General features: G+C 69.6%; 19 protein-coding genes. 11 read left to right on the forward strand and 8 right to left on the reverse strand.

Features of this window, described 5'->3' with window-relative positions; translation table 11 throughout:
• Positions 1-49: 49 nt before the first annotated feature.
• Complete coding sequence (locus ACZ6QO_RS16660) at positions 50-535, reverse strand: nuclear transport factor 2 family protein (RefSeq protein WP_465851528.1); 486 nt, start codon at positions 533-535, stop codon at positions 50-52.
• A 324-nt stretch (positions 536-859) separates the two neighbouring features.
• Between ACZ6QO_RS16660 and sigJ the strand changes: the two genes are divergently transcribed.
• From sigJ to ACZ6QO_RS16675, 3 genes are all read left to right on the forward strand, one after another.
• Positions 860-1,798 (forward strand): RNA polymerase sigma factor SigJ, encoded by a 939-nt coding sequence (gene sigJ / locus ACZ6QO_RS16665; RefSeq protein WP_465851530.1) that lies wholly within the window; start codon positions 860-862, stop codon positions 1,796-1,798.
• A gap of 272 nt (positions 1,799-2,070) precedes the next feature.
• Positions 2,071-2,397: a hypothetical protein gene (locus ACZ6QO_RS16670; RefSeq protein WP_465851532.1), complete on the forward strand. Its 327-nt coding sequence runs from the start codon at positions 2,071-2,073 to the stop codon at positions 2,395-2,397.
• A gap of 121 nt (positions 2,398-2,518) precedes the next feature.
• Positions 2,519-3,319, forward strand: coding sequence for a methyltransferase domain-containing protein (locus ACZ6QO_RS16675; protein WP_465851534.1), 801 nt, complete (start codon positions 2,519-2,521; stop codon positions 3,317-3,319).
• 92 nt (positions 3,320-3,411) lie between these two features.
• Here ACZ6QO_RS16675 and ACZ6QO_RS16680 read toward each other — a convergent pair whose 3' ends face one another.
• Both ACZ6QO_RS16680 and ACZ6QO_RS16685 read right to left on the reverse strand, forming a co-directional pair.
• A complete protein-coding gene (locus ACZ6QO_RS16680; protein ID WP_465851536.1) occupies positions 3,412-3,534 on the reverse strand; it encodes a hypothetical protein in 123 nt (40 codons plus the stop codon).
• A gap of 57 nt (positions 3,535-3,591) precedes the next feature.
• On the reverse strand, positions 3,592-3,834 hold the full coding sequence (locus ACZ6QO_RS16685; RefSeq protein ID WP_465851538.1) for a hypothetical protein: 243 nt from the start codon (positions 3,832-3,834) through the stop codon (positions 3,592-3,594).
• 426 nt (positions 3,835-4,260) lie between these two features.
• Between ACZ6QO_RS16685 and ACZ6QO_RS16690 the strand changes: the two genes are divergently transcribed.
• Positions 4,261-4,638, forward strand: coding sequence for a type II toxin-antitoxin system RelE/ParE family toxin (locus ACZ6QO_RS16690; RefSeq protein WP_465851540.1), 378 nt, complete (start codon positions 4,261-4,263; stop codon positions 4,636-4,638).
• Complete coding sequence (locus ACZ6QO_RS16695; protein ID WP_465851541.1) at positions 4,635-4,955, forward strand: helix-turn-helix domain-containing protein; 321 nt, start codon at positions 4,635-4,637, stop codon at positions 4,953-4,955. The genes ACZ6QO_RS16690 and ACZ6QO_RS16695 overlap by 4 nt, the downstream gene beginning before the upstream one ends.
• Before the next feature lie 192 nt (positions 4,956-5,147).
• Here the strand turns inward: ACZ6QO_RS16695 and ACZ6QO_RS16700 are convergent, their stop codons facing one another.
• Positions 5,148-7,190: a CgeB family protein gene (locus ACZ6QO_RS16700; RefSeq protein ID WP_465851543.1), complete on the reverse strand. Its 2,043-nt coding sequence runs from the start codon at positions 7,188-7,190 to the stop codon at positions 5,148-5,150.
• A 114-nt stretch (positions 7,191-7,304) separates the two neighbouring features.
• On the opposite strand from ACZ6QO_RS16700, the gene ACZ6QO_RS16705 reads away from it, so the two are divergent.
• Positions 7,305-9,068 carry an adenine nucleotide alpha hydrolase family protein gene (locus ACZ6QO_RS16705; protein ID WP_465851545.1) on the forward strand — a complete coding sequence of 588 codons (1,764 nt, stop codon included), beginning with the start codon at positions 7,305-7,307 and terminating at the stop codon, positions 9,066-9,068.
• 305 nt (positions 9,069-9,373) lie between these two features.
• On the forward strand, positions 9,374-11,062 hold the full coding sequence (gene treS / locus ACZ6QO_RS16710; RefSeq protein ID WP_465851547.1) for a maltose alpha-D-glucosyltransferase: 1,689 nt from the start codon (positions 9,374-9,376) through the stop codon (positions 11,060-11,062).
• A 157-nt stretch (positions 11,063-11,219) separates the two neighbouring features.
• Here the strand turns inward: treS and ACZ6QO_RS16715 are convergent, their stop codons facing one another.
• From ACZ6QO_RS16715 to ACZ6QO_RS16730, 4 genes are all read right to left on the reverse strand, one after another.
• Positions 11,220-12,074 carry an SAM-dependent methyltransferase gene (locus tag ACZ6QO_RS16715; protein WP_465851548.1) on the reverse strand — a complete coding sequence of 285 codons (855 nt, stop codon included), beginning with the start codon at positions 12,072-12,074 and terminating at the stop codon, positions 11,220-11,222.
• A gap of 164 nt (positions 12,075-12,238) precedes the next feature.
• Complete coding sequence (locus ACZ6QO_RS16720) at positions 12,239-14,503, reverse strand: ABC transporter permease (RefSeq protein ID WP_465851550.1); 2,265 nt, start codon at positions 14,501-14,503, stop codon at positions 12,239-12,241.
• Between the two features lie 187 nt (positions 14,504-14,690).
• Positions 14,691-15,446, reverse strand: coding sequence for an ABC transporter ATP-binding protein (locus ACZ6QO_RS16725; protein ID WP_465851552.1), 756 nt, complete (start codon positions 15,444-15,446; stop codon positions 14,691-14,693).
• Between the two features lie 113 nt (positions 15,447-15,559).
• Positions 15,560-16,066, reverse strand: coding sequence for a PadR family transcriptional regulator (locus tag ACZ6QO_RS16730; protein WP_465851554.1), 507 nt, complete (start codon positions 16,064-16,066; stop codon positions 15,560-15,562).
• A gap of 131 nt (positions 16,067-16,197) precedes the next feature.
• On the opposite strand from ACZ6QO_RS16730, the gene ACZ6QO_RS16735 reads away from it, so the two are divergent.
• From ACZ6QO_RS16735 to ACZ6QO_RS16750, 4 genes are all read left to right on the forward strand, one after another.
• Positions 16,198-17,457, forward strand: coding sequence for an ABC transporter substrate-binding protein (locus ACZ6QO_RS16735; RefSeq protein ID WP_465851556.1), 1,260 nt, complete (start codon positions 16,198-16,200; stop codon positions 17,455-17,457).
• An 83-nt stretch (positions 17,458-17,540) separates the two neighbouring features.
• Positions 17,541-18,866 (forward strand): ABC transporter substrate-binding protein, encoded by a 1,326-nt coding sequence (locus ACZ6QO_RS16740; protein ID WP_465851557.1) that lies wholly within the window; start codon positions 17,541-17,543, stop codon positions 18,864-18,866.
• 326 nt (positions 18,867-19,192) lie between these two features.
• Positions 19,193-20,569, forward strand: coding sequence for a carbohydrate ABC transporter permease (locus ACZ6QO_RS16745; protein WP_465851619.1), 1,377 nt, complete (start codon positions 19,193-19,195; stop codon positions 20,567-20,569).
• Positions 20,566-21,468: a carbohydrate ABC transporter permease gene (locus ACZ6QO_RS16750; protein ID WP_465851558.1), complete on the forward strand. Its 903-nt coding sequence runs from the start codon at positions 20,566-20,568 to the stop codon at positions 21,466-21,468. Before ACZ6QO_RS16745 ends, ACZ6QO_RS16750 begins: the two co-directional genes overlap by 4 nt.
• Positions 21,469-21,533: the final 65 nt, after the last annotated feature.

The following is a 21,533-nucleotide window of genomic DNA, read 5'->3' on the forward strand; positions in this document are numbered from 1 at the left end:
CGTAGCCCGGTCCGCGGGGACGGTGGCTTCGGGTCGCGGGCCACGGTCCTCATCCCGCAGGCGTGTCCCCGGCCGGCGGGTCAGCGGGCGTCCCGGCCGCGCGGGGCGCCGAGCCTGCCAGCGGGCTGGTGTCGAGGTACCTGACCTCGTAGACCCTCTCGGCGAACTTCCAGCCGTCGCCGGTGCGCTGGTAGCGGTCGTGGTAGATGGAGTAGTTCTGTCCCTGGTGGCCGTCGCGGGTCCGCGCGATTTCTTGGATGTAGGCGCGGCCGGTCGCGGTCTCGCCGTCGAGCTGGATCGTGCCCGGGTGCGTGGTCTGCACGAAGAACTCCCACTGAGCCTGCAGCCGCTCACCTCCGGCGCGGATCTCCTCCCGGCCGACCAGCTCGGCGGGGATGTCGGGTATCCGCAGCGCGCCGTCCACCGTGAACAGCGACGCGAGGCGAGCGCCGTCGCGCATCATCGCCGCGTCGGTGAATTCACCGCGCAGCGCCTCGATCTCGACGCGGTCGGCGATGGCCTCGAAGTCACTCATCGTTTTCCTCTTCCTTGTCACGTCGAACCCGGTGCGGGTGGCATCGGGCTGCCGTTACGTGGTGCTGCGGGCAGCGTCCGCGCGCCGGCGGTGCGGCCGGCTACACCTGGGGGTGGTCAGGTGCCGGCGCGAGGTGCGATCGCGGCGGCGGGAGTAGCGGGTCGCGATGTCACCGGGATTCCTGCTCGCTCGCTGATGCGTTCGTCTCACCAGTACGACAACGCGACCCTCAGGAATGTGAGGTGACGCGCCGACCTCACATTCCGGTGTGCTGACTGGTCGGACCGATGAGGGCAGATGCGACCGAGAGGGGCCGGCGACACCATGACCACCCAATCCGAGCCGGGGCGCGGCCGGCTCGACCCGAGCCTGGACGCGATCATGAGCGAGCGACGTCAGCTGATCAATCTCGCCTACCGGCTGCTGGGCTCCCTGGCCGAAGCCGAAGATGCCGTGCAGGAGACATATGCCCGCTGGTACGCCATGTCCCGGCAGCAGCAGGAGGCCATCGAGTCACCCGGCGCCTGGCTGACGACGGTCACCGGCCGCGTCTGCCTCAACCTGCTCGGCTCGGCACGAGCCAGACGGGAGAGCTACGTGGGCGAATGGATTCCCGAACCGCTTCCCGAACCCACGGAGTGGATCAGCGGACGGCCGGGCGGCACCACCGCCGACCCCGCCGACAGGGTCACCCTCGACGAGTCGGTCAACATGGCCTTCCTCGTCGTCCTCGAATCGATGACCCCCGCCGAGCGCGTCGCGTTCATCCTCCACGACGTCTTCCGATATTCCTTCGCCGAAATCGCGGAGATCGTCGGCCGGACCCCGGCGGCATGCCGCCAGCTGGCCTCCTCGGCCCGCCGCCGCATCCGCGCCTCCCCGACTGCCGCGACCTCGGTAGCCCGGCAGGCCGCCATCGTCAGGGCTTTCAAGGCGGCATGGGAAGCCAAGGACATCGACGCCCTCATCGGCCTCCTCGACCCCGATGCCACGGCGACCGCCGACGGCGGCGGCCTGGCCATCGCTTTCCTTCGTCCTATAGAAGGGGGCGAGCAGATCGCGCGCGCCTGGATCGAGATCGCCCACCGGACGCCCAGCGGCATGACGTTCCTGGAACGGACGGTCAACGGCCGCCCCGGCCTGGTCGCTCAGCAAGACGGCGTCACCATGACGGTGTTCGCGTTCGACGTCACGCGCGACAGGATCAAGCGGGTCTGGGCGGTACGCAACCCCGAGAAACTCCGGCCCTGGACGATGGGCTGACGCGCGTCTACCGCAAGTGGCGTGACAGCGACCACCTGGAGCGCGCGATCCAGACCGCCGGGGGACCCGAACGGTTCGAGGAGGAGGTTCGGCAGTTGCGTGAAGAGTCACAAGGATGGGGGCTCGCCGAGATGGCGTCCTGAAGCTCGTCGCCGATTTTGGTGATGAGCAACTGAAGGTCAGCTGATCTACCGCCACCTGGCTGGCATGCCGTGGCCGCTCCATTCTTACGTCGTGTCGGACTTCATGGAGGGATCTGGTCGCATCCTCAGGTGACCGCGTTCGAGGACTTCCTTGATCACGATGCCGGAAGCCGACGCGGCCCCGGGACGTCATGCCCCCGGCGCGGACAGCCGTTCCCTGGTTCCGGTGCGCGCGCGGGGAGCTCGAAGGGCGGAGCCCTTCGATTGGGGGGCCCGCACTACTGGATCGTCCGGCTCGACCGCACAGGCGTGCCGATCGTCGAGCGGTACCGCCTGGACCCGGCGGCAATGCGCTACAAGCACATCGGCATTTTCATGAAGAAGGAGTTCGGCGAAGCTCCACGCGTCACCGATCCGATCCCCATGGTGGTCGACTGGTCGGAACTGCAACTCTGATCCGGAGGAAGCGGCACGTTATTGCGAATATGAGGTAACGATCGCCGGGTGCAGGGGGACTGGACCGCGAGGTGCGGTTGTGTGCTGCACGAGGTCTTGACATCTGCTGCGCGAGGATTGCATGAGCGTCTGGTGGGGTGTGGCAATGATCGAAACCAGTAGCCTGTCCCGTCCTGATCCGATCACCTATCTCGGGCAGGTGGCCGCAAGCGGGGCTGGCCGAGCCTATAAGCAGCAGGTGATGAGCCTGCTTGACCTCCAGCCTGGGCAGACTGTGCTCGACATCGGCTGCGGGCCCGGGACTGACCTCGCGACGATGGCCTCCGCCGTTGCTCCTAGCGGCAGGGTCATCGGTGTCGACCGTGATCCGGCGATGGTCGCCGAAGCCGGGGCCCGCCTGGCCGGGCAGCCGTTGACCGAAATTCGCGCGGGTGACGTCCACGCGTTGCCGCTGGATGGCGGGATTGTCGATCGGGCCCGGACCGACCGCGTGCTCCAGCATGTGGCCGACCCGTCCTGCGTGCTGGCCGAGTTCCGTCGGGTGGCTCGTCCGGGCGGGCGCCTCGTCATGGCCGAACCTGACTGGGAGGGACTGCTGATCGACTCCAAGCAGCCGGCAACGGGCAGGGAGCTGACCCGGTTCCTCACGACGGAAATTGTGCGCAACGCGACCATCGGTCGTAGCCTCGCGCGGTTGTGTTTGGAAGCGGGCCTCACTGTGCGGTCCGTAGAGACGGTGGCGCCGGTGTTTCGTGACTTCGTCATGGCCGATCGGCTCTTCGGGCTGCGCCGCAACGTGGCCCGAGCCGTCGACGCGGGCTATCTCGGCACCGACGCCGAGCAATGGATCGAGGATCTCGCGGCAGGTCCGTTCCTGGCCACAGCCCTGATGTTCTTGGTGGTGGCCGAGGTTCCTGCCTGAGGAAGGGGTCGTCTGATCGCCCATGACGAACCTCCTGGCAGGCTGTCTCGCAAGGCCGTGAGCGGGATGAACACGGGCTGAGCACCGAGTTCCTAGGGCGTTGGACCTGCCGGGGTAGGAACGCCGGCAAGGCGTTCGGCGAGCGCGGTGACAGCGTCCCGGTCACCTTCCAGTGCTTGGCGCTCCTCGTCGGTGAGGTCGAGCTGTTCGAGCATCTGGTCGATGCCGTTCTTGACCGCCAGGAGCTGGCCGCGGTGACTATCCTTCGGCAGTTAGAACGGACAGCGGGCGCAGGCCAGACGATGTGGGCACTTGGCGAAGAAGTCGTAGCTGCAGTAGCCCTCGCCCAGGTCGTAGTTGTTCCACGGCTGCCCGTCGCCGGCGTCGGCGCCGATGAGGATGGCGTCGCGGTCGATGAGGACTTGGATGGTGCGGACGTTGCGGGCGAAGTAGTCGGCCTTCTTGTAAGCGGCGGACAGGGTGCGCTGGAGGATGGTGGCAGGTGCTGGCGGCATGCTTGTGTCCGAGCCATTGCTGCAGGTCGGCCAGGAAAGTGGGTCACGGGCGTTGAGAAGCTGAGTGGCGATGGTGGCGCGGGCGCGGTGGCTGGTCAGCGCGCCGAGTTCCCTGATTACGACGCTGGAAGCTGACGCGGCCTGGGACGCCATGCCCCCGTGCGGACAGCCTTCCCTGATTCGCCGGTTCCGGTGTGCGGGGAGCTCGAGGGGCGGAGCCCTTCGATCGGGGGTCGAAGGGGGCGGAGCCCCCTGGGCAAGCACGACCCGAGCCGGAGCGCCCCCGGGGCGCGGAGGCGAGGACGATTTTCCGGCCGACGGTCGAGCGGCGATCTGGGGTTACAGGATCACGTCCGTCCCACCTCCAGATCTCCCGAACTTTAGGATTTTGTTGAATCCGGTTAGGCTGGCGACAGGGAGGTCGCAGTGGGGCAATGGGAGATCCTCTTCACCGACGAGGTGGGGGAGTTCCTCGAGGCTCTCTACGAGGCCGATCGCGAATCACACAAGCTGGTCAACCAGGCGATCCTGGTGCTGGAGCGCAATGGCCCTGCGGAGGGTCGGCCCTTGGTGGACGGCATCACCGGTTCCAAGATCCCTAACATGAAGGAACTGCGGCCTGCTTCCGCTGGCCGTAGCGAGATCCGTATCCTGTTCGTCTTCGATCCGTGGCGGGCAGCCATCTTGCTGATTGCGGGAGATAAGGCCGGCAACTGGGAACGATGGTATCGGAAAGCGATCCCGCGAGCCGAGCACCTGTACGAGATCTACCTGGCGGAGCGGCACAAGGAGATGAACCAGTGAGCAGCTACCGCAAGTGGCGTGACAGCGGCCACCTGGAGCGCGCGATCCAGACCGCCGGGGGAACCGAACGGTTCGAGGATGAAGTTCGGCAGTTGCGTGAAGAGTCACAAGGATGGCGGCTTGCCGAGATGCGGAAGCGCCGCGGCCTCACCCAAATCCAGGTCGCTGAACGCATGGGCATCTCGGTGGCACGTGTCTCTCAAATCGAGAAGGGTGACGTGTCCACTCGCGAGGTTCTGGACCGTTATGTCGCTGCTCTCGGCGGCGTCCTGAAGCTCGTCGCCGACTTCGGTGATGAGCAACTGAAGGTCAGTTGATCTACCGCCATCTGGCGGCATGCCCTGACCGCTCCATTCATGTCGAATGGACCCCGTAGATGAGCTCGGTCGTACCTCAGGTGACCGTGTTCGCGGACTTGCCGATCACGACACTGGAAGCTGACGCAGCCCCGGGACGTCATGCCCCGGGTGCGGACGGCCGTTTCCCCGGTTCCCGGTTCCGGTGAGGGGTTAGATCAGGGCGAGGGGGTGGGGTTGGACGTAGCCTTCGAAGTGGGCGGAGGCCATTAGGCGGGGTTCGGTGGAGGGGCGCAGGCAGATGTAGGAGTAGCGGTCGGCCGAGTAGACGCGGACGCCGTCGGTGCGGCACTGGCGCATCAGGACCTCGTCCCATTCCTCCGACACGTCGGCGATGCCCAGCTCCACCAGTGCCGGACGGCGGGCGAGCAGCGTCCCGCCCGCGATCTCGGGCAGGAAGCGGTGTTCGGCTCCGGGCTGGCGCAGGAGCGTGGCGCCGGTGTCGGTGATGTGCGCGTAGAACGAGGCCTTGCCGACGATCTCCGCGTCCACCGCGGCGAGGTACCGGGTCAGGTCGGCCAGGTAGTGCTCGCCGTACAGGTCGCGGGGGTCGAGGACGGCCACCAGGTCGCCGTCGGCCAGGCGCAGCGCCCGGTCCAGGGCGGCGCCGCGCGTCAGAGGCGTGCCGGGGGTGCGGACCACCACGTCCTCGAAGCCCGACGAGCCGAACGGGGACACCGCCTCCCCTGCTTTCGCGCGGGTTTCGGTGAGGCGGTCGCGGGCTGCTTTCTCTACGACGGCGGGGTCCAGGCCGTCGGCGACGATGACGAGCTGGCCGGGCAGCCGGGACTGCCGTCCCAGCTGGGCGAGCAGGTGGTCGAGCTCCGCCGGGCCCGAGACGGCGGTGACGGCGGTGACGGTGGCCGAGTTGCGCACCGACGGCACGCCCGCGGTGTCGAGGATCGGGTCGAGGAGCGGGGTCACCGGCGCGGTGGACCGCCAGGCCAGGTGGGCCTCGGTCGCGCACTCCGCCTCGGCCGCGAGGTAGTCGCGGACCGAGTCCAGCGTCCCCGGCAGGGACGCCTGGTCGACGGGGGCGGTGAGCTGCATGATGGGCGTGCCGCAGGCGGAGATCTCCTCGACGGTCCGTGCGTCGGCGTCCGGGCCGGCGAGCACCATCGAGACGGAGCGGTAGGCCGTCAGCAGGTCGTCGTAGGTGGCCTTGGGGGTGACCAGCGGCCGCCACCCGGCCTCCGGGGGCACTTCGGCGGCCTGGGTGGCCGTGCCGAGCAGGCCCACCCCGTGCCGTCCCTCGACGGCGGGGATCTGGTTGTGGACGCGCGGCTGCACGGCGTGCGGCAGGATGCCGACGCGGTCGTGGCGGAGCGCGGCCCGCCATTCGCGCGCCCTGGCCTCGGAGGTGGCGAGCACGTGGTCGAAGTAGGAGGCCATCGGCACGGCGGTCGAGACGGGGCCCGCGGAGTGCCAGAAGATCGTGCGGATGCCTCTGCGGGCGCACTCCTCGACGAGGTCGCGCAGTCCGCGGGAACGCCCGTCGAGCTCCTCCAGCCACCGGCCGCCGTTGCCCTGGCGCGGCCCGGCCTGGACGGACTCGACGAACAGCAGGTGCGGCCGGTGCTGGTCGAGCATGGCCTGCCAGTTGTCCGGGCCGAAGTTGGTGACCTGCCGCCATTCGTACCGGAACAGGGCCTCGGACTGCCGGTCGACGATGGCGGCGACGGTCAGGTACGGCCGGGTCAGCGGGCCCTTGGGCACGACGAAGCCCTCGGCCATGGGGGTGGAGACCTCGGGCCCGGCCGTCTGCGGCGTGACGGGCGTCACGGCGGGGGCCTCGACGGCCGGCGGGGCCGGCTTGAAGTCCGACCGCTTGGGGGCGGGGCGCTTGCTGACCGGGGTGCGCAGGGTGCGGGCGACCTGGCCGGGGTTCTTGGTGTGGATGGCGTCGCCGAGCTTGGACCACCGGCTGGCCTGCACCGACTCAAGGCGCCACTGGGCGACCTCGGTCTGGTAGCGCTGCTCGGCGAGGCCCTTCGCGAGCTGGGCGACCTGCCTCTCGGCGGTCTTCAGCCTGGCCTCGGCCTCGCGCAGCCGGGTCACCGCCTCGGCCTCGGAGACGGCGGCGCGGGCGAGCCGTTCCTGGTAGTCGGCCAGCAGGCGGGTGAGCTCGGCCGCGCCAGAAGCCGCCGCCACGGCCGCTTCGAGGGCCCGACGGGTGCCGTCCAACTCTTCACTCATGCCATCACCGTGTCCCCAGACGTCGAGCAAGAATAATCGCAGATTCGGCCCGACCATCTCGAACCGCCACAAGTCCGTACACTCGGCAGGTATTCGCTGAGGGGAGGCGTCACAGTGCGCAACGGGAAGTGGCCGGAGTACGCGGCGCGGCCGTACGTCTGCGGCGCCATCGGCGCCTACGATCCCGCGCGCATGGAGGTGCTGCGCGCGGCGGGCCCGGCCGTGCGGGAGGCGCACCGGACGCCGGGCGCGGCCCTGCTGAGCTCCGCGCCGCTCGCGCCCTACGCCGGCGCCTCCCTCACCTCTACATCTACCGGCTCCGGCCGTCCCCCGGCCGACGCGGCGCGGCCGTCCGCTGGTGAGGCGGGGCCGGCGTCCTGGGAGGCGCGGTTCGCCTGGGCGGAGGCGCGGCCATCGCGGGCCCTGCCATGGTGGGCGGTCGCCGAGACGTGGGAGACGCCCGGTCTGATCGACGAGCCGGACACCGTGACCCTGCACACCGGCGCCTTCGGGCTGATCGACCTCTACTACCTCACCGAGACGGGCCCGGAGGGGGACGCGGTCTACTTCGCCGGCAACATCGAGCCGCTGCTGGCGCTGGCGCGCCGCCCCTACGAGGTGAACTGGGACGCCTGGGCGGCGATATTCAAGCTGACCTACCCGCTGCTGGATGACACCCCCTACCGGCAGGTCAAGCGGCTGCCCGGCGCGACCGCCCTGGTGTGGTCCCGCGCCGCGCGCAAGATCGGCGTGGACAGGCGGGCCCCCCGCTGGGTGCGCGAGGAGCCGTTCGACCGGGGTGTCACCGGAGGGGACGTCGTCGCGCTGCTGCACGAGGCGCTGAAGCCGTTCGACGACCGGCCGCTGCTGGTGCCGGTGAGCGGCGGGTACGACTCGCGGCTGCTCGCCTCGGTGGCCGTGGCGCGCAAGATGGACGTGGTGTCCTGGACGACGAGCCCGGACGACGGCCTGGACAACGACATCGACTTCGCCCGGTACGTCACCCGCGAACTGGGCATCCCGCACCGCATCGTCCCGCAGGACGCCGCGGCCTACCCCGGCGAGGCGCGGTGGGCGGCGCGCAGGCTGGAGTACCTCACCAGCCATCACGCCTGGTACTCCCCCTTCGCCCGCGAGGTGCACCAGGCCGGCCGGGCGGTCGTGGACGGGCTGGCGGGCGGCCCGCTGATGAAGAACTTCCTGATCACGGCCGACGCCGTCGGCGCGGGCACCTCGGCCGACCGGCGGACCGCGCTGCTGGCCGCGCTGGCGACCGGCGAGCCGCACGTCCCGCTGCTGTCGGAGCGGGCGCTGGCCTTCGTCGACGACCGGGTGGGCACGGCCTTCGACCAGGCGACGTCCATGCTGCGCGGGCACCGTTCGGAGCTTCCGCTGAGCGTGCTGCACACCCGCACCGCGCGCGGCATCGCCCGCTCCCCGGTGAACCTGGTCGGCCCGGAGGTCACCCCGGTCTTCCCGTTCCTGCACCCGGAGTTCTTCGACGCCGCCCTGTCGGTGCCGGTGGACCGCAAGGAGGGCGGGCGGTTCTACCGGGAGATCCTGCGGGCGGCCAACCCGCGTGTCGCCGCGCTGCCGTCCACCAACGGCGCGCTGCCGCACCGGCGGGTGCCGCTGCGCTCGAACGGCCCGGCCGCGCGCGAATGGAACCACCGGATGCTGGTGAAGGCCTCGACCGTGCCGGGGCTGCTCTCGGAGCCGATGCTGGCGGTGGTGGCCGAGGGCCCGGACGCGCTGACGGCGTTCTCCTCGTGGAACTCGAGGTTTTGGCTCCGAGGATTGGCGCTTTTCGGTTCCTGGCTGAGCGACTACGAGGACACGCTCGGTGACCTCACCCCACCCTGGGCCGCGACTTTGTGAACCGATTCACCAACTCGGGCGAAACCCGCGTCCCACCAGCGGAGACACGGAGCGTGGCCGCCGTAATACGCGAGCATTCCAGGGAGTGCGGACGATTACGCGTCCGGCACGCTGAGCGACCTCGGCTGATCGTCTTCGAGGGACCCTAATGGCCTGCTAGTCTTCCGCGAAACAGCGCCGAAACACGCTGAGCACCGAGCCACCCCTTCGGTGTCGGCGTCGGGCGGGAGCCGCAGGGATGACGGCTCCGACGGCGCGAAGCCCCTGTGTTGAACCGCCCTACTCCTTTCCTGCGAGCGATACCTATGAGCGCTTCACCATGCCCGGAATCCGTTTCCGAGGACTTCGTCTCGTCCGACCCCCAGTGGTACAAGCGAGCGGTCTTCTACGAGGTTCTGGTACGCGGCTTCCGTGACTCCAACGGTGACGGCACCGGCGATCTGCGCGGCTTGATCGAGAAGCTCGACTATCTGCAGTGGCTCGGCGTCGACTGCCTGTGGCTGCTGCCGCTGTACGAGTCGCCGCTGCGCGACGGCGGCTACGACATCGCCGACTACATGAAGATCCTCCAGGAGTTCGGCGACCTGGCCGATTTCGTCGAGTTGATCGAAGAGGCGCACAAGCGTGGCTTGCGGATCATCACCGACCTGGTGATGAACCACACCAGCGACAAGCACCCGTGGTTCCAGGCGTCCCGGCACGACCCCACCGGCCCTTACGGCGACTTCTACGTTTGGTCGGACGACCCCGGCCGGTACTCCGATGCGCCGATCATCTTCGTCGGGGCCGAGGAGTCCAACTGGACCTACGACCCGGTGCGCGGGCAGTACTACTGGCACCGGTTCTTCCACCACCAGCCGGACCTCAACTACGAGAACCCGGCCGTCCAGGACGCCATGCTGGAGGTCCTGCGGTTCTGGCTGGACCTCGGCATCGACGGGTTCCGCCTGGACGCGGTGCCGTACCTGTTCGAGCGCGAGGGCACCGCCTGCTCGGGCCTGCCTGAGACGCACGCCTACCTCAAGCGCGTCAGGGCCGAGGTCGACCGCCTCTACCCCGACCGGGTGCTGCTGGCCGAGGCCAACGGCTGGCCCGAGGACGTCGTGGAGTACTTCGGCGACCCGACCACGGGCGGGGACGAGTGCCACATGGCGTTCCACTTCCCGCTCATGCCGCGCATCTTCATGGCGGTGCGCCGGGAGTCGCGCGAGCCGATCTCCGAGATCATGTCCCGCACCCCCAAGCTCCCCGACAACGCCCAATGGGGCATCTTCCTCCGCAACCACGACGAGCTCACCCTTGAGACGGTCACCGAGGAAGAGCGCGACTACATGCACGCGGAGTACGCCAAGGACCCGCGCATGCGCGCCTACCTGGGCATCCGCCGCCGCCTCGCGCCGCTGCTCGAGAACGACCGCGACCAGATCGAGCTGTTCACCGCGCTGCTGCTGTCCATGCCGGGCTCCCCGGTCATGTACTACGGCGACGAGATCGGCATGGGCGACAACATCTGGCTGGAGGACCGCGACGCCGTACGCACCCCCATGCAGTGGAGCCCGGACCGCAACGCCGGCTTCTCCAACGGCGACCCCGGACGGCTGTACCTGCCGGCCGTCATGGACCCGATCTACGGCTACCAGGCCGTCAACGTCGAGGCCCAGATGAAGAGCGGCTCGTCGCTGCTGCACTTCACCCGCAAAATGCTCTCGGTGCGGCGCCGGCACCCGGTGTTCGGCACCGGCGCCTACACCGAGCTGTGGTCGCCGAACTTCACCGTGCTGGCGTTCGTGAGGGAGGAGGGCGACGACCGGATGCTGTGCGTCAACAACCTGTCCAAGCATCCGCAGCCGGTCGAGCTGGACCTGCGGCGGTTCGCGGGCATGACCCCGGTCGAGTGCCGGGGCGGGGTCGGCTTCCCGGTCATCGGCGAGCTGCCCTACCTGCTCACCCTGCCCGGTCACGGCTTCTACTGGTTCTCCCTCACCAGCTCCTGAGGAACCCGGGGAAGGAGTGGGAGAGGCCTCGGGCGTTTCTCCCACTCCAGCGACAAGCCCTGACCGCGGGCCCGAGCGGCCCCGCGGTCAGGGCTCACGGTCGGACCCCGCAGGTCAGGGCTTGCGGGTCAAGCGTTTCCGGGTCGGCGTGCCCGGGTCAGGGCTTGCGGGCGACGACGCCGGTGAAGGTGTAGAAGGTGGCCGAACGCTCCCACTGCTCCCCCGGCTCGGGACGCCAGTCCGCGAGCGGCACCAGGCCGGGCTCCAGCAGCTCGAAGTCGCCGATGAAGCGCATGAGCTCCTCGCGGGTGCGCCACCTGCCGGTGCCCAGGTGCTCGTTGAAGACCTTCTCCATGATCTCGGCCTGCTTGGACGACTCAGGGTGCTCGTCCTGCGCGTCGAAGAAGTTGGACATGGCGAGGAAGCTGCCCGACACGAGCGGTTCGCGCAGCCGCGCGGCGATGCTCCACGGGTCCTCGTCGTCGTGCAGGTGGTGCAGGATGCTGAACATCAGCAGACCGACCGGCTCGCTGAAGTCGATGAGTTTGCGCAGCGTGGCGTCGGCGTAGATCGCCTCCGGCTCGCGGACGTCGGCCTGGATGACGGTGGTGGTGTCGTTGGTGGCCAGCAGCGCCCGGCCGTGCGCCAGGACGATCGGGTCGTTGTCCACATAGACCACGCGCGCCGCCGGGTCGACCGCCTGGGCGATCTGGTGGACGTTGCCCTGGGTGGGCAGGCCGGAGCCGAGGTCGATGAACTGGCGGATGCCCTCTTCGGCGGCCAGGTAGTGCACGACCCGCCGCAGGAACCGCCGGTTGGCCTTGCCGGCCTCCTTGGCGTCGGGGACGATGCGCAGCGTCATCTCGCCGATCTCCCGGTCCACGGCGAAGTTGTCCTTGCCGTCCAGGAAGAAGTCGTAGACGCGGGCGATGCTCGGTTTGGAGGTGTCTATCTCGGGCGGCAGAACGGCATCGTCGCTCTTGGCCCAGCTCCAGTCGTCACGGTCGGACACGCCTATCCCCACCCTGCCTCCACCAGCGCGCGAATCGCACTGGAACCGTGGCACATGCTAGCCCGTACACACCGGATTTATCTGTAGATCGCTGCTAAGTCGCCAATAAACCCCTTTTGCCGGAAGGAAAGGGATTGCAGCCGACAATCGAGCGCAGGACGCGCTCAGCGCGGCGTCACCGGAACCCGGGCCCTGGCCGCCTTCCGCGCGGGGATCAGCGCCACGAGCAAGGACGCCCCGACGGCCGTGAGCACGGCCAGCAGCAGCGTCGCCGGTGTGGGCGCGCGGCCGATGCCCGCTCCCATGCCGCTGGCCGCGCCCTGCAGGTCGATCAGGCCGGAGGAGACGAAGGCCCCCGCCGCCGCGCCCGCGACGACCCCGATCACCACGAGCAGGCCCGTGCCGGTCACCAGCGTGCCCATGACCTGCCGCGGCGTGAGCCCCATGGCCTTCAGCACCGCCAGGTCCAACGCGTGGTCGCGCAGCCCGACCGCGCTCGCGGTCAGCAGGTTGGCCAGGCCCAGCAGCGCCAGCACGCCCACCAGCGCCACGATGATCACCCGGATCACCGACAGCCGGTCCGCCGGGTTCACCGCCTGGGACACCTCAAGCCCCTGCCCCTGCAGGCGGGCGCGCACATCCGCGGGGTCGGCGCCCTGCCGCAGCGCCAGACTGTGGTACTGCGGCGGCAGCGCGTCCTTGGGCGCCAGGGTGTCCAGCGGGACCGAGAGCACCTCGCCGTCCTGCTCGGGCTCCAGCACCCTGCCGACGATGCGGACGATCAGCGGGGTGCCGCCGATCGTCAGCCGCGTGCGGTCGCCGATGCGCACGTGCAGCAGGTCGAGCAGGCCCTGCCCCGCCACGGCCTCGCCGCGGTCGCGGTACAGGCGCCCCTCGACCACCGAGTACGGGTAGGGATCGGTGACCGTGCCGAGCGCCCGGGTGCGCACGGTGCGCGTCTGCCCGGGGACCAGCGCGTCGACCTCGGTCCCCGGATAGGCGGCCACCACGTCGGCGTCGGCGAGCGCGAGCCGGCTCGCGTCCGCGGCGGCCACGCTTCCCGGGCGGACGGTCAGCGCGGCGGCCTGGCCCACCTGCTCGGGATGGGCCTTGAAGGCGTCCAGCGTCGCCCAGCAGCCCAGGCCGATCGTGATCAGCATCATCGGGACGGCGAGCCCGAACGTCGTCAGCAGCGCCGGCAGCCTGCGGGTGAAGGCGTCCCTGGCCCCGAGCACCAGCGCCGGCGGCAGCCGCACCAGCAGCGCCAGGCGGGCCATGCGCGACAGGTGGCCGCGCGGCGGGGCCACCGGGGCGCCCGGGAGGGGCGGCGTGCGGCCGCCGCGCCAGGCGGGCAGCCAGACCGCGACCAGCACCGTCAGGGCCGTGCCGAAGGAGATCGCCAGCAGCGGGGCCGGGGACAGCGGCACCACCACCGTGTCGGGCAGCGCGTAGGCGGAGATCAGCCGGCCGCACGCCACTCCCGCCGCGATGCCGGCCAGGCCGAGCATGCCGTGCTCCACGACGAGCATGCGGACGACCTGGCGGCGGGTGAACCCCAGGGACTTCAGCGTCGCGATGTCACGCCGCTGGGTCAGCACCCGGCCGCCCGCCGCGTTCGCGATGGCCAGCGCGGCCGCCACCAGCCCCGCCACCCCGAACAGCGCCAGCAGGACGCCGAGCAGCCGGTTGTCCAGCTCCATCGAGGCCCGCACCTCGCGCCAGGTGGACACCCGCTGCACCTGGCCCGCCAGCTTGGTTATCGTCCGCTGGACGATCAGCGAGGTGTCGTCCGGATCGGCCAGGCGCAGCCCCGTCACCGACTCGCTGCGGCCGAGCGCCGGCTCCACCTCATCCAGCGTGCCGGCCAGCGTCCAGGCCACGCCCGGCGTCCAGTCCGGATAGAAGCCCTGGTCGCCGCTCTCGGCCAGCCCGATGACCGTGAGGGCGTGCGTGGCGCCGTTCAGGCCGATGACCGAGAACGGGCCGCCGGTGCGCAGGCCCGCCGCGCGGGCGAACGAACGTTCCACCACGACGCCCCGCCCGTCCCCGGGGTCGAGCCAGCGGCCCTCGCGCATGATGGGACGGCCCACCGGCGGCAGCACGGCCGCCATCTCCTGCAGCGCCACCGGAGTCTTCTTGCCGCCCTGCACCAGCGTCGCCGGGGCGCTGCGGTACGGGCCGGCGACGTCGGTGACGCCGTCCAGCGCCTTCAGCGTCGCCGGGTCGGGGGCGTCCCTGGTGTGCAGCCACACGTGCGCGCCGTTGCCCCTGGTGAACAGGCCGCGCCAGGGGTTGGTGCCGTCCTCCAGCAGGGTCGCCGCGGTGATCAGTGCCGTCACGATGCCGGCGACCGCCAGGACGGTGAGCGACGCCTGCGCCCGCCGCGCCCGCAGATCGGCCCGGATCCATCGCCGCTCCGCCGTGTTCATCGGCGCCCACTGTGTTCATGGCGCTCGCTCCGCTCGCGCGGGGCGAGGCCGCCCTTGAGTCGACGCTCTTCACTCGTCACCCGAAAGCGCTCGTCCCTCGCACTTCCGACTTCCTCCCTCAGAACGCCGACGCGACCTCGCCCACAGCGTTCATGGCGCTCGCTCCGCTCGCGCGGGGTAGGGGGAGTCATCCGCGGAGTTCGACGACGTCGCCGGGGCCGCCTTTGCGGCGGCGGACGGGGGCTATGGCGCCGTCGTCGACGATCTGGCCGTCCAGGAGGGTGACGACCCGGTCGGCCAGGCCCGCGACGCGGGCGTCGTGGGTGACCATGACGATCGTCTGGCCCTGCCGGTGCACCTCGCCGAGCAGTCGCAGCACGTCCTTGGTGTTACGGCTGTCGAGGTTGCCGGTGGGCTCGTCGGCCAGCAGGACCTGCGGCTGGTTGGCGAGGGCGCGGGCGAGGGCGACGCGCTGCTGCTCACCGCCGGACAGCCGGCCGGGCGGGGAGTCGGCCTTGTCGGTCAGGTTCAGCTCGCACAGCAGGTACTCCCTGCGCTCGCGGGCGTGCTTGGGCGACGCGCCGGCCAGCAGCGCGGGAAGCTCCACGTTGTCGGCGACCGTCATGTTGTCGACCAGGTTGAAGAACTGGAAGACGAAGCCGATCTTCTGGCGGCGCAGGATCGCCCAGGCGCTCTCGTTGAGGGTGTCGGCGCGCCGGCCGTCGACCCAGATCTCGCCGCTGGTGCGGGTGTCCAGGCCGCCGAGCATGTGGACGAGCGTGGACTTGCCCGAGCCCGACGGGCCCATGATGGCCACGAACTCCCCGCGTTCGACCCGCAGGTCGACGCCGCGCACCGCGGGCACCGGCAGGCCGCCGGTCTGGTAGATCTTCACCAGGTTGACCGTGTGCAGGGCCGTTTTCGTCGTGTCCGTCGTGTTCATCGGCGCTCGCTCCGCTCGCGCGGGGCGAAGCCTCCCTTGAGCCGGGGGCCTGCGGGGGCGGGGGGCGCGGTGCTCACGGGGTAGCTCACCACTTTTCTTCTGGTCTCACTGCATCAGAGCAGATCCTCCTGGCAACGCTCCAGCCAGTCGAGGTCGGCCTGGAGGTGGAGCATGGCGCCTTCGATCAACAAGTGCGCCGTACGGTTGTCCTGATCGGTCTGCTGGGCGAGTTCTACCAGATCGCGCATGATCGCGAGGTAATGTCGGCGCTGCCGGTTGATCAACGCCATGCGGTCGGCGATGCCGGTCATGGGCGCCAGCACGAGTTTCATGAAGAACTCGTCCCTGACCCGCGGGCCCTCGGTGGGCGAGTCGACCCACTCGTCGAGCGCTTCGCGCCCCAGGGCCGTGCAGTAGTAGACCTTCTTGTTCGGGCGGTTGGACTGCTCGACGTCGACGCTGCGGACCAGGCCGTCCTTTTCGAGGCGGCCGAGCGTGACGTAGATCTGCCCGATGTTGGGAGAGGGATAGGCGGTGCCGAAGATCTGTTCGAGCGCCTGTTTCAGCTCGTACCCGTGGGCAGGTTCCTTCGCCAGGAGCGCCAGCAGCTGGAGCCGCACGCCCCACCTCCCTCGGGCCTCACGTTACCTAGGTGTTACTGACCTATCCGTTGACGTCCACATTATCGCTATGCATAACATGCATGCATCTACATAACACGCATGTAACCCAATCAACACCTGGAGGACACGTGCGCCGTCTCGCCCCCGTACTCATCGCGGCGCTGCTGGTCAGCGGCTGCGCTGGGCTGGGCGAGGGCGACGCCGTGCAGACCGGGGGCACGGACGGCACAGGTCCGATGACCTTCGCCACCGGGCGCGACACGACCGGCTACATGCAGCCCCTCATCGACAAGTGGAACCGGACGCACCCCAAGGAGCAGGTCAGCCTCCTTGAGCTGCCGGAGGCCGCCGACGAGCAGCGGGCGCAGATGGTGGCCAACCTCCAGGCCAAGAGCGAGCGTTACGACGTGCTCGGGCTTGACGTGGTGTGGACGGCCGAGTTCGCCGACGCCGGCTGGATCGTCCCCCTCGACCGGAGCATGTTCCCGCTGGACAAGCTGCTGGCGCCGGTCGTGGACACCGCCCTCTACCGGGGCAAGCTCTACGCGGTGCCGTACACGAGCAACGCGGGGCTGCTCTACTACCGCAAGGACATCCTGTCCGCCGAGCACCTCAAGCCGCCGAAGACCTGGGCCGAGTTGCGCGACCAGGCCATCCGTCTCGGCAAGAAGTACAAACTGGACGGCTACGCCGGCCAGTTCCTCCCCTACGAGGGCCTGACGGTCAACTTCGCCGAAGCCGTGCAGTCGGCAGGCGGCCGCATCCTCAGCCCGGACGGCACCAAGGTCACCCTCGACTTCGGCACCGCCGCCACCGGCCTCGACTTCCTGATCGGCGGGCTGCGTCAGGGCTGGATCCCGCAGGAGTCCCTCTCGTACAAGGAGGAGGAGGCCCGGCTGGCGTTCCAGCAGGGCAGGTTGCTGTTCGCCCGCAACTGGCCGCACGCGTACGGGCCGGCCACGCGTTCGAGCATCGCCGGCAAGTTCGCCGTGACCCGGCTGCCCGGCCTCGAAGGGCCGGGGTCGAGCACCCTCGGCGGGCTCAACCTGGCCATCAGCGCCTACTCCAAGCACCAGAAGTCGGCGCTCGACTTCATCCGCTACTTCACCGGCCTGGCCAACGAGCGCAGCGTGCTCACCGAGGGCTCCTTCCCTCCGGTGTGGGCAGAGCTGTACGACGACCCGGCCCTCATCAAGCGCTATCCCTATCTCCCCGTGCTCAAGCAGAGCATCATGTCTGCCCGGCCCAGGCCGGTCAGCTCCAAATACGACCAGGTCAGCCTGGTGATTTCGAGCGCCGTCTCCGACGCGCTCAACCTCAGGAAACCCAGCGACGAGACCGTCGCGACCCTGAAGCAACAGCTCAGCGAGATCATTCGCACTCCATAGACGGGGGCGATCCCTCCGTCCACTCCCTCATCCCAAAAAACTCGTCATTCGATTTATGAACCTCAACAGGAGGTAGCACTTCAATGCGTGCCAAGACGACTGCGGTGGTGGCCGGGCTCATGCTCGCGGCCGCCGCGTGCGGTGGCGGTCAGTCCAACACCACCACTCCTTCCGCCGACGCCGGCAGCAGCGCCCCGGCCGCCAAGCCCCTCGAGGGGCAGACGATCGAGATCGCGGCCAAGTGGACCGGCGACGAGCAGAAGAGCTTCCAGAAGGTGCTCACCGCATTCGAGGAGAAGACCGGCGCCAAGGTCACCTACGCCTCGACCGGTGAGGACACCGGCGCCTACCTCGGCCCGCGCATCCAGGGCGGCAACCCGCCGGACGTCGCGGTCCTGCCGCAGCCCGGCCTGGTGCAGCAGTACGCCGACCAGAAGGCCCTCAAGCCGCTGTCGACCGAGGTCCAGGCCCAGATCGACCAGAACTACACCCCGTACTGGAAGAGCCTCGGCTCGGCCGGCGGCCAGGTGTACGGCGTGCTGGTCAAGGCCGCGCACAAGTCGCTGATCTGGTACCGCGCCCCCGCCTTCGACGACGCGGGCGCCCAGCCCGCGACCACCTGGGACGAGCTGATCACCAAGACCGCCCAGACGCTGTCGGACTCCGGCACCGCCCCGTTCGCGCTCTGCGGCGCCTCGGGCTGGACGCTCACCGACCTGTTCGAGAACGTCTACCTGTCCACCGCGGGCCCGGACAACTACGACAAGCTCTCCAAGCACGAGATCCCGTGGACCGACCCGTCGGTGACCACGGCGCTGGAGAAGATGGCCCAGATCTTCGGCAAGAAGGAGTTCATGGTCGGCGGCGCCTCCGGCGCCCTGCAGACCGACTTCCCGACCTGCGCCACCCAGGTCTACGGCCAGAAGAAGGCCGCCATGGTGATCGAGGCCGACTTCGTCGCCTCCTCGGCGGTCCAGTCCGGCGCCAAGGTCGGCGAGGACGCCAAGATCATGCCGTTCCCCAAGGCCGGTGACACCGCGCCCGTCGTCCTGGGCGGTGACGTCGCGGTGGCGATGAAGGACTCCAAGGGCGCCATGGCGCTGCTGGAGTACCTGGCCTCCGCCGAGGGCGGTTCGATCTGGGCGAAGAACCCCGGCTACCTCTCGCCGAACCGCAACGTCTCCCCCGACAACTACCCCGACCCGCTGACCAAGGAGCTCGCGCAGACCATCATCTCCGCGGGCGAAGCGGTCCGGTATGACATGTCCGACCTCGCGCCGAGCGCCTTCGGCGGCACCGACGGCAAGGGCGAGTGGAAGGCCCTGCAGGACTTCCTGCGCAACCCCAAGGACATCAAGGGCACGCAGGAGCAGCTCGAGTCCGACGCCGCCAAGGCCTGGAAGAAGTAGGAGAAGCGGCCGTGACCGACCGGTTGGACGGCCCGCAGACCTCGCGCGGCGACGGCGATGACACCGTCGCCCGCGGGGCCTCCCCCGGACCCGACGAGACCATAGAGACCAGCGAGACCGGCAAGACCAGCCAGCCGGACCCGTCCGGCGAGACCGGCAAGACAGGCAAGACCAGCGAGACCAGCGAGACCCGGGAAACCGGCGACACCGGCGAGACCGGGGAAACCGCCGAGACCGGCGGGACGCGCCGTGCGGCGGCGGACGAGACCGGCGATGCGCAAGGCGCGGCGGACGAGAGCGCCGGGACGCATCCCGCGCTGGAGGACGTGGCCTCCGGCGAGGACGGCTCCACCGGCTCGGCGCCGCCGGAGATCGCCGCCGGGAGCGCCACACCCAAGGTGGCCTACGGCCGCTCCGGCAACCTCGGCCCCTCCCCCAAGGCGGCGGCGCTGTTCCTGCTCCCGGCGTTCGTCCTGCTGGGCGCCTGGGTGGTCTACCCGATCATCTACTCCATCATCCGCAGTCTGTACGACGCCAACGGCGGCACGTTCGTCGGGCTGGACAACTATGGCGCGATCTTCAGCGACTCGGGCACTCTCACCACGATCAGGAACAACCTGATCTGGGTCGTGATCGCCCCGAGCCTGGTCACCGTCCTCGGCCTCATCTTCGCGGTGCTGACCGAACGGGTGCGCTGGGCGACCGCGTTCAAGCTGATCGTGTTCATGCCCATGGCGGTCTCGCTGCTGGCCTCCGGCGTCATCTTCCGGCTGGTCTACGAGCAGGACCCCGACAAGGGCGTCGCCAACGCCATCATCACCTCGGTGCACGACGTGTTCGCGGCCAGCAGCGGCTACCCTGGCGCGCGTCCCCGCGAGAACGACCAGGCGCCGGCGCTGGTGGACAAGGGCGCGGTGGTCACCCGGCAGCCCGTCCAGGCCGGCCAGCCGGTGCTCGTCCCGCTGGTCGGGATGAAGCCGGACGCCCTTCCCGGCGACGCCGCCGCGGCCAAGCCGGCCCCAGCGGCCCCCGGTGAGCTCTCCGGCACGGTGTGGCTGGACTTCACCCCCGGCGGCGGGACGGTCAACCAGATCGACGGCAACGAGAAGGGCCTGCCCGAGGTGACCGTCGAGGCGGTCGAGGGCGGCGCGGTCAAGGCCACCACCACGACGGCGGCCGACGGCACCTTCCACTTCTCCGGGCTCCCCGCGGGCTCCTACCAGGTGCGGCTGCCGCAGTCGAACTTCGCCCAGCCGTTCGGCGGGCTCACCTGGCTCGGCCCCGCGCTGATCACACCGGCCATCATCGGCGCGTTCATCTGGGTGTGGGCCGGGTTCGCCATGGTGCTGATCGCGGCGGGGCTCTCGGCCATCCCGCGTGACGCCCTGGAGGCGGCCCGCATCGACGGCGCGACGGAATGGCAGGTCTTCCGCCGCATCACCATCCCGCTGCTGTCCCCGGTGCTGCTCGTCGTCCTGGTCACGATGATCATCAATACCTTGAAGGTCTTCGACCTGGTCTTCGTCATCGCCCCCGGATCGGTGCAGCCGAACGCCAACGTGATCGCGCTGGAGATGTGGCGCGTGTCGTTCGGCGGCGGCGGGAACCAGGGACTGGGCAGCGCACTGGCGATCTTCCTGCTCGTGCTGGTGCTGCCATTCATGATCATCAACATCCGGCGGTTCCGGAGGGAGCAGGCATGACGACCCTCACCGCGTCCCAGCCTGGCACGACGAGCAACGCGGGCGCGCTCCAGCGCGGGATGATCTCCCGGATCATCGACAAGGCCGGCGGCGGGCTGGTCCAGTTCATCCTGATCGTGCTGGCCCTGTTCTGGCTGCTCCCCACGCTGGGCCTGCTGGTGGTGTCGGTGCGCGGCGACACCGACAACAACTCCAGCGGGTGGTGGACGTTCTTCACCAAGCCGGCGCAGCTGACCTTCGACAACTACAGCAACCTGCTGGCCAGCGGGTTCACCTCGTCCTTCTGGAACACCGTGGCGATCACGGTGCCCGCGACCGTCCTGGTCATCGGGTTCGCCGCCATGGCGGGGTACGCCTTCGCCTGGATCGAGTTCCCCGGGCGCGACGCGCTGTTCATGGTGGTCATCGCGCTGCTGGTGGTGCCGATCCAGATCGCGCTGATCCCGATCGCCAAGATGTACGGCGCCATGGGGATCTTCGGCTCCATACCCGGCGTGGTGCTCTTCCACGTCGCCTTCGGGCTGCCGTTCGCCATCTTCCTGCTGCGCAACTTCTTCGTCGGCATCCCCAAGGAGCTGCTGGAGGCCGCGCGCATGGACGGCGCGGCGGAGTGGAAGATCTTCGCGACGGTGGTGTTCCCGCTGGCCAAGCCCGCGGTCGCCTCGCTCGGCATCTTCCAGTTCCTGTGGGTGTGGAACGACCTGCTCGTCGCGCTGGTCTTCGCCGACACCGACGCCCAGCCGATGACGAAGGCACTGCAGTCGCAGATGCGGCAGTTCGGGACCAACGTCGACATCCTGGCGCCCGGCGCCTTCCTGTCGCTCATCATCCCGTTGGTGCTCTTCTTCTCCTTCCAGCGTTACTTCGTCCAGGGCCTGCTCGCGGGCTCGGTGAAGTGACCGCTCCTCGGGTGCTCGCCTCGCGGGGGCAGGCGGGCACCCGGGCACGCGGTCGCGAACCCGCG

Source organism: Sphaerisporangium sp. NPDC049457, assembly GCF_055586705.1.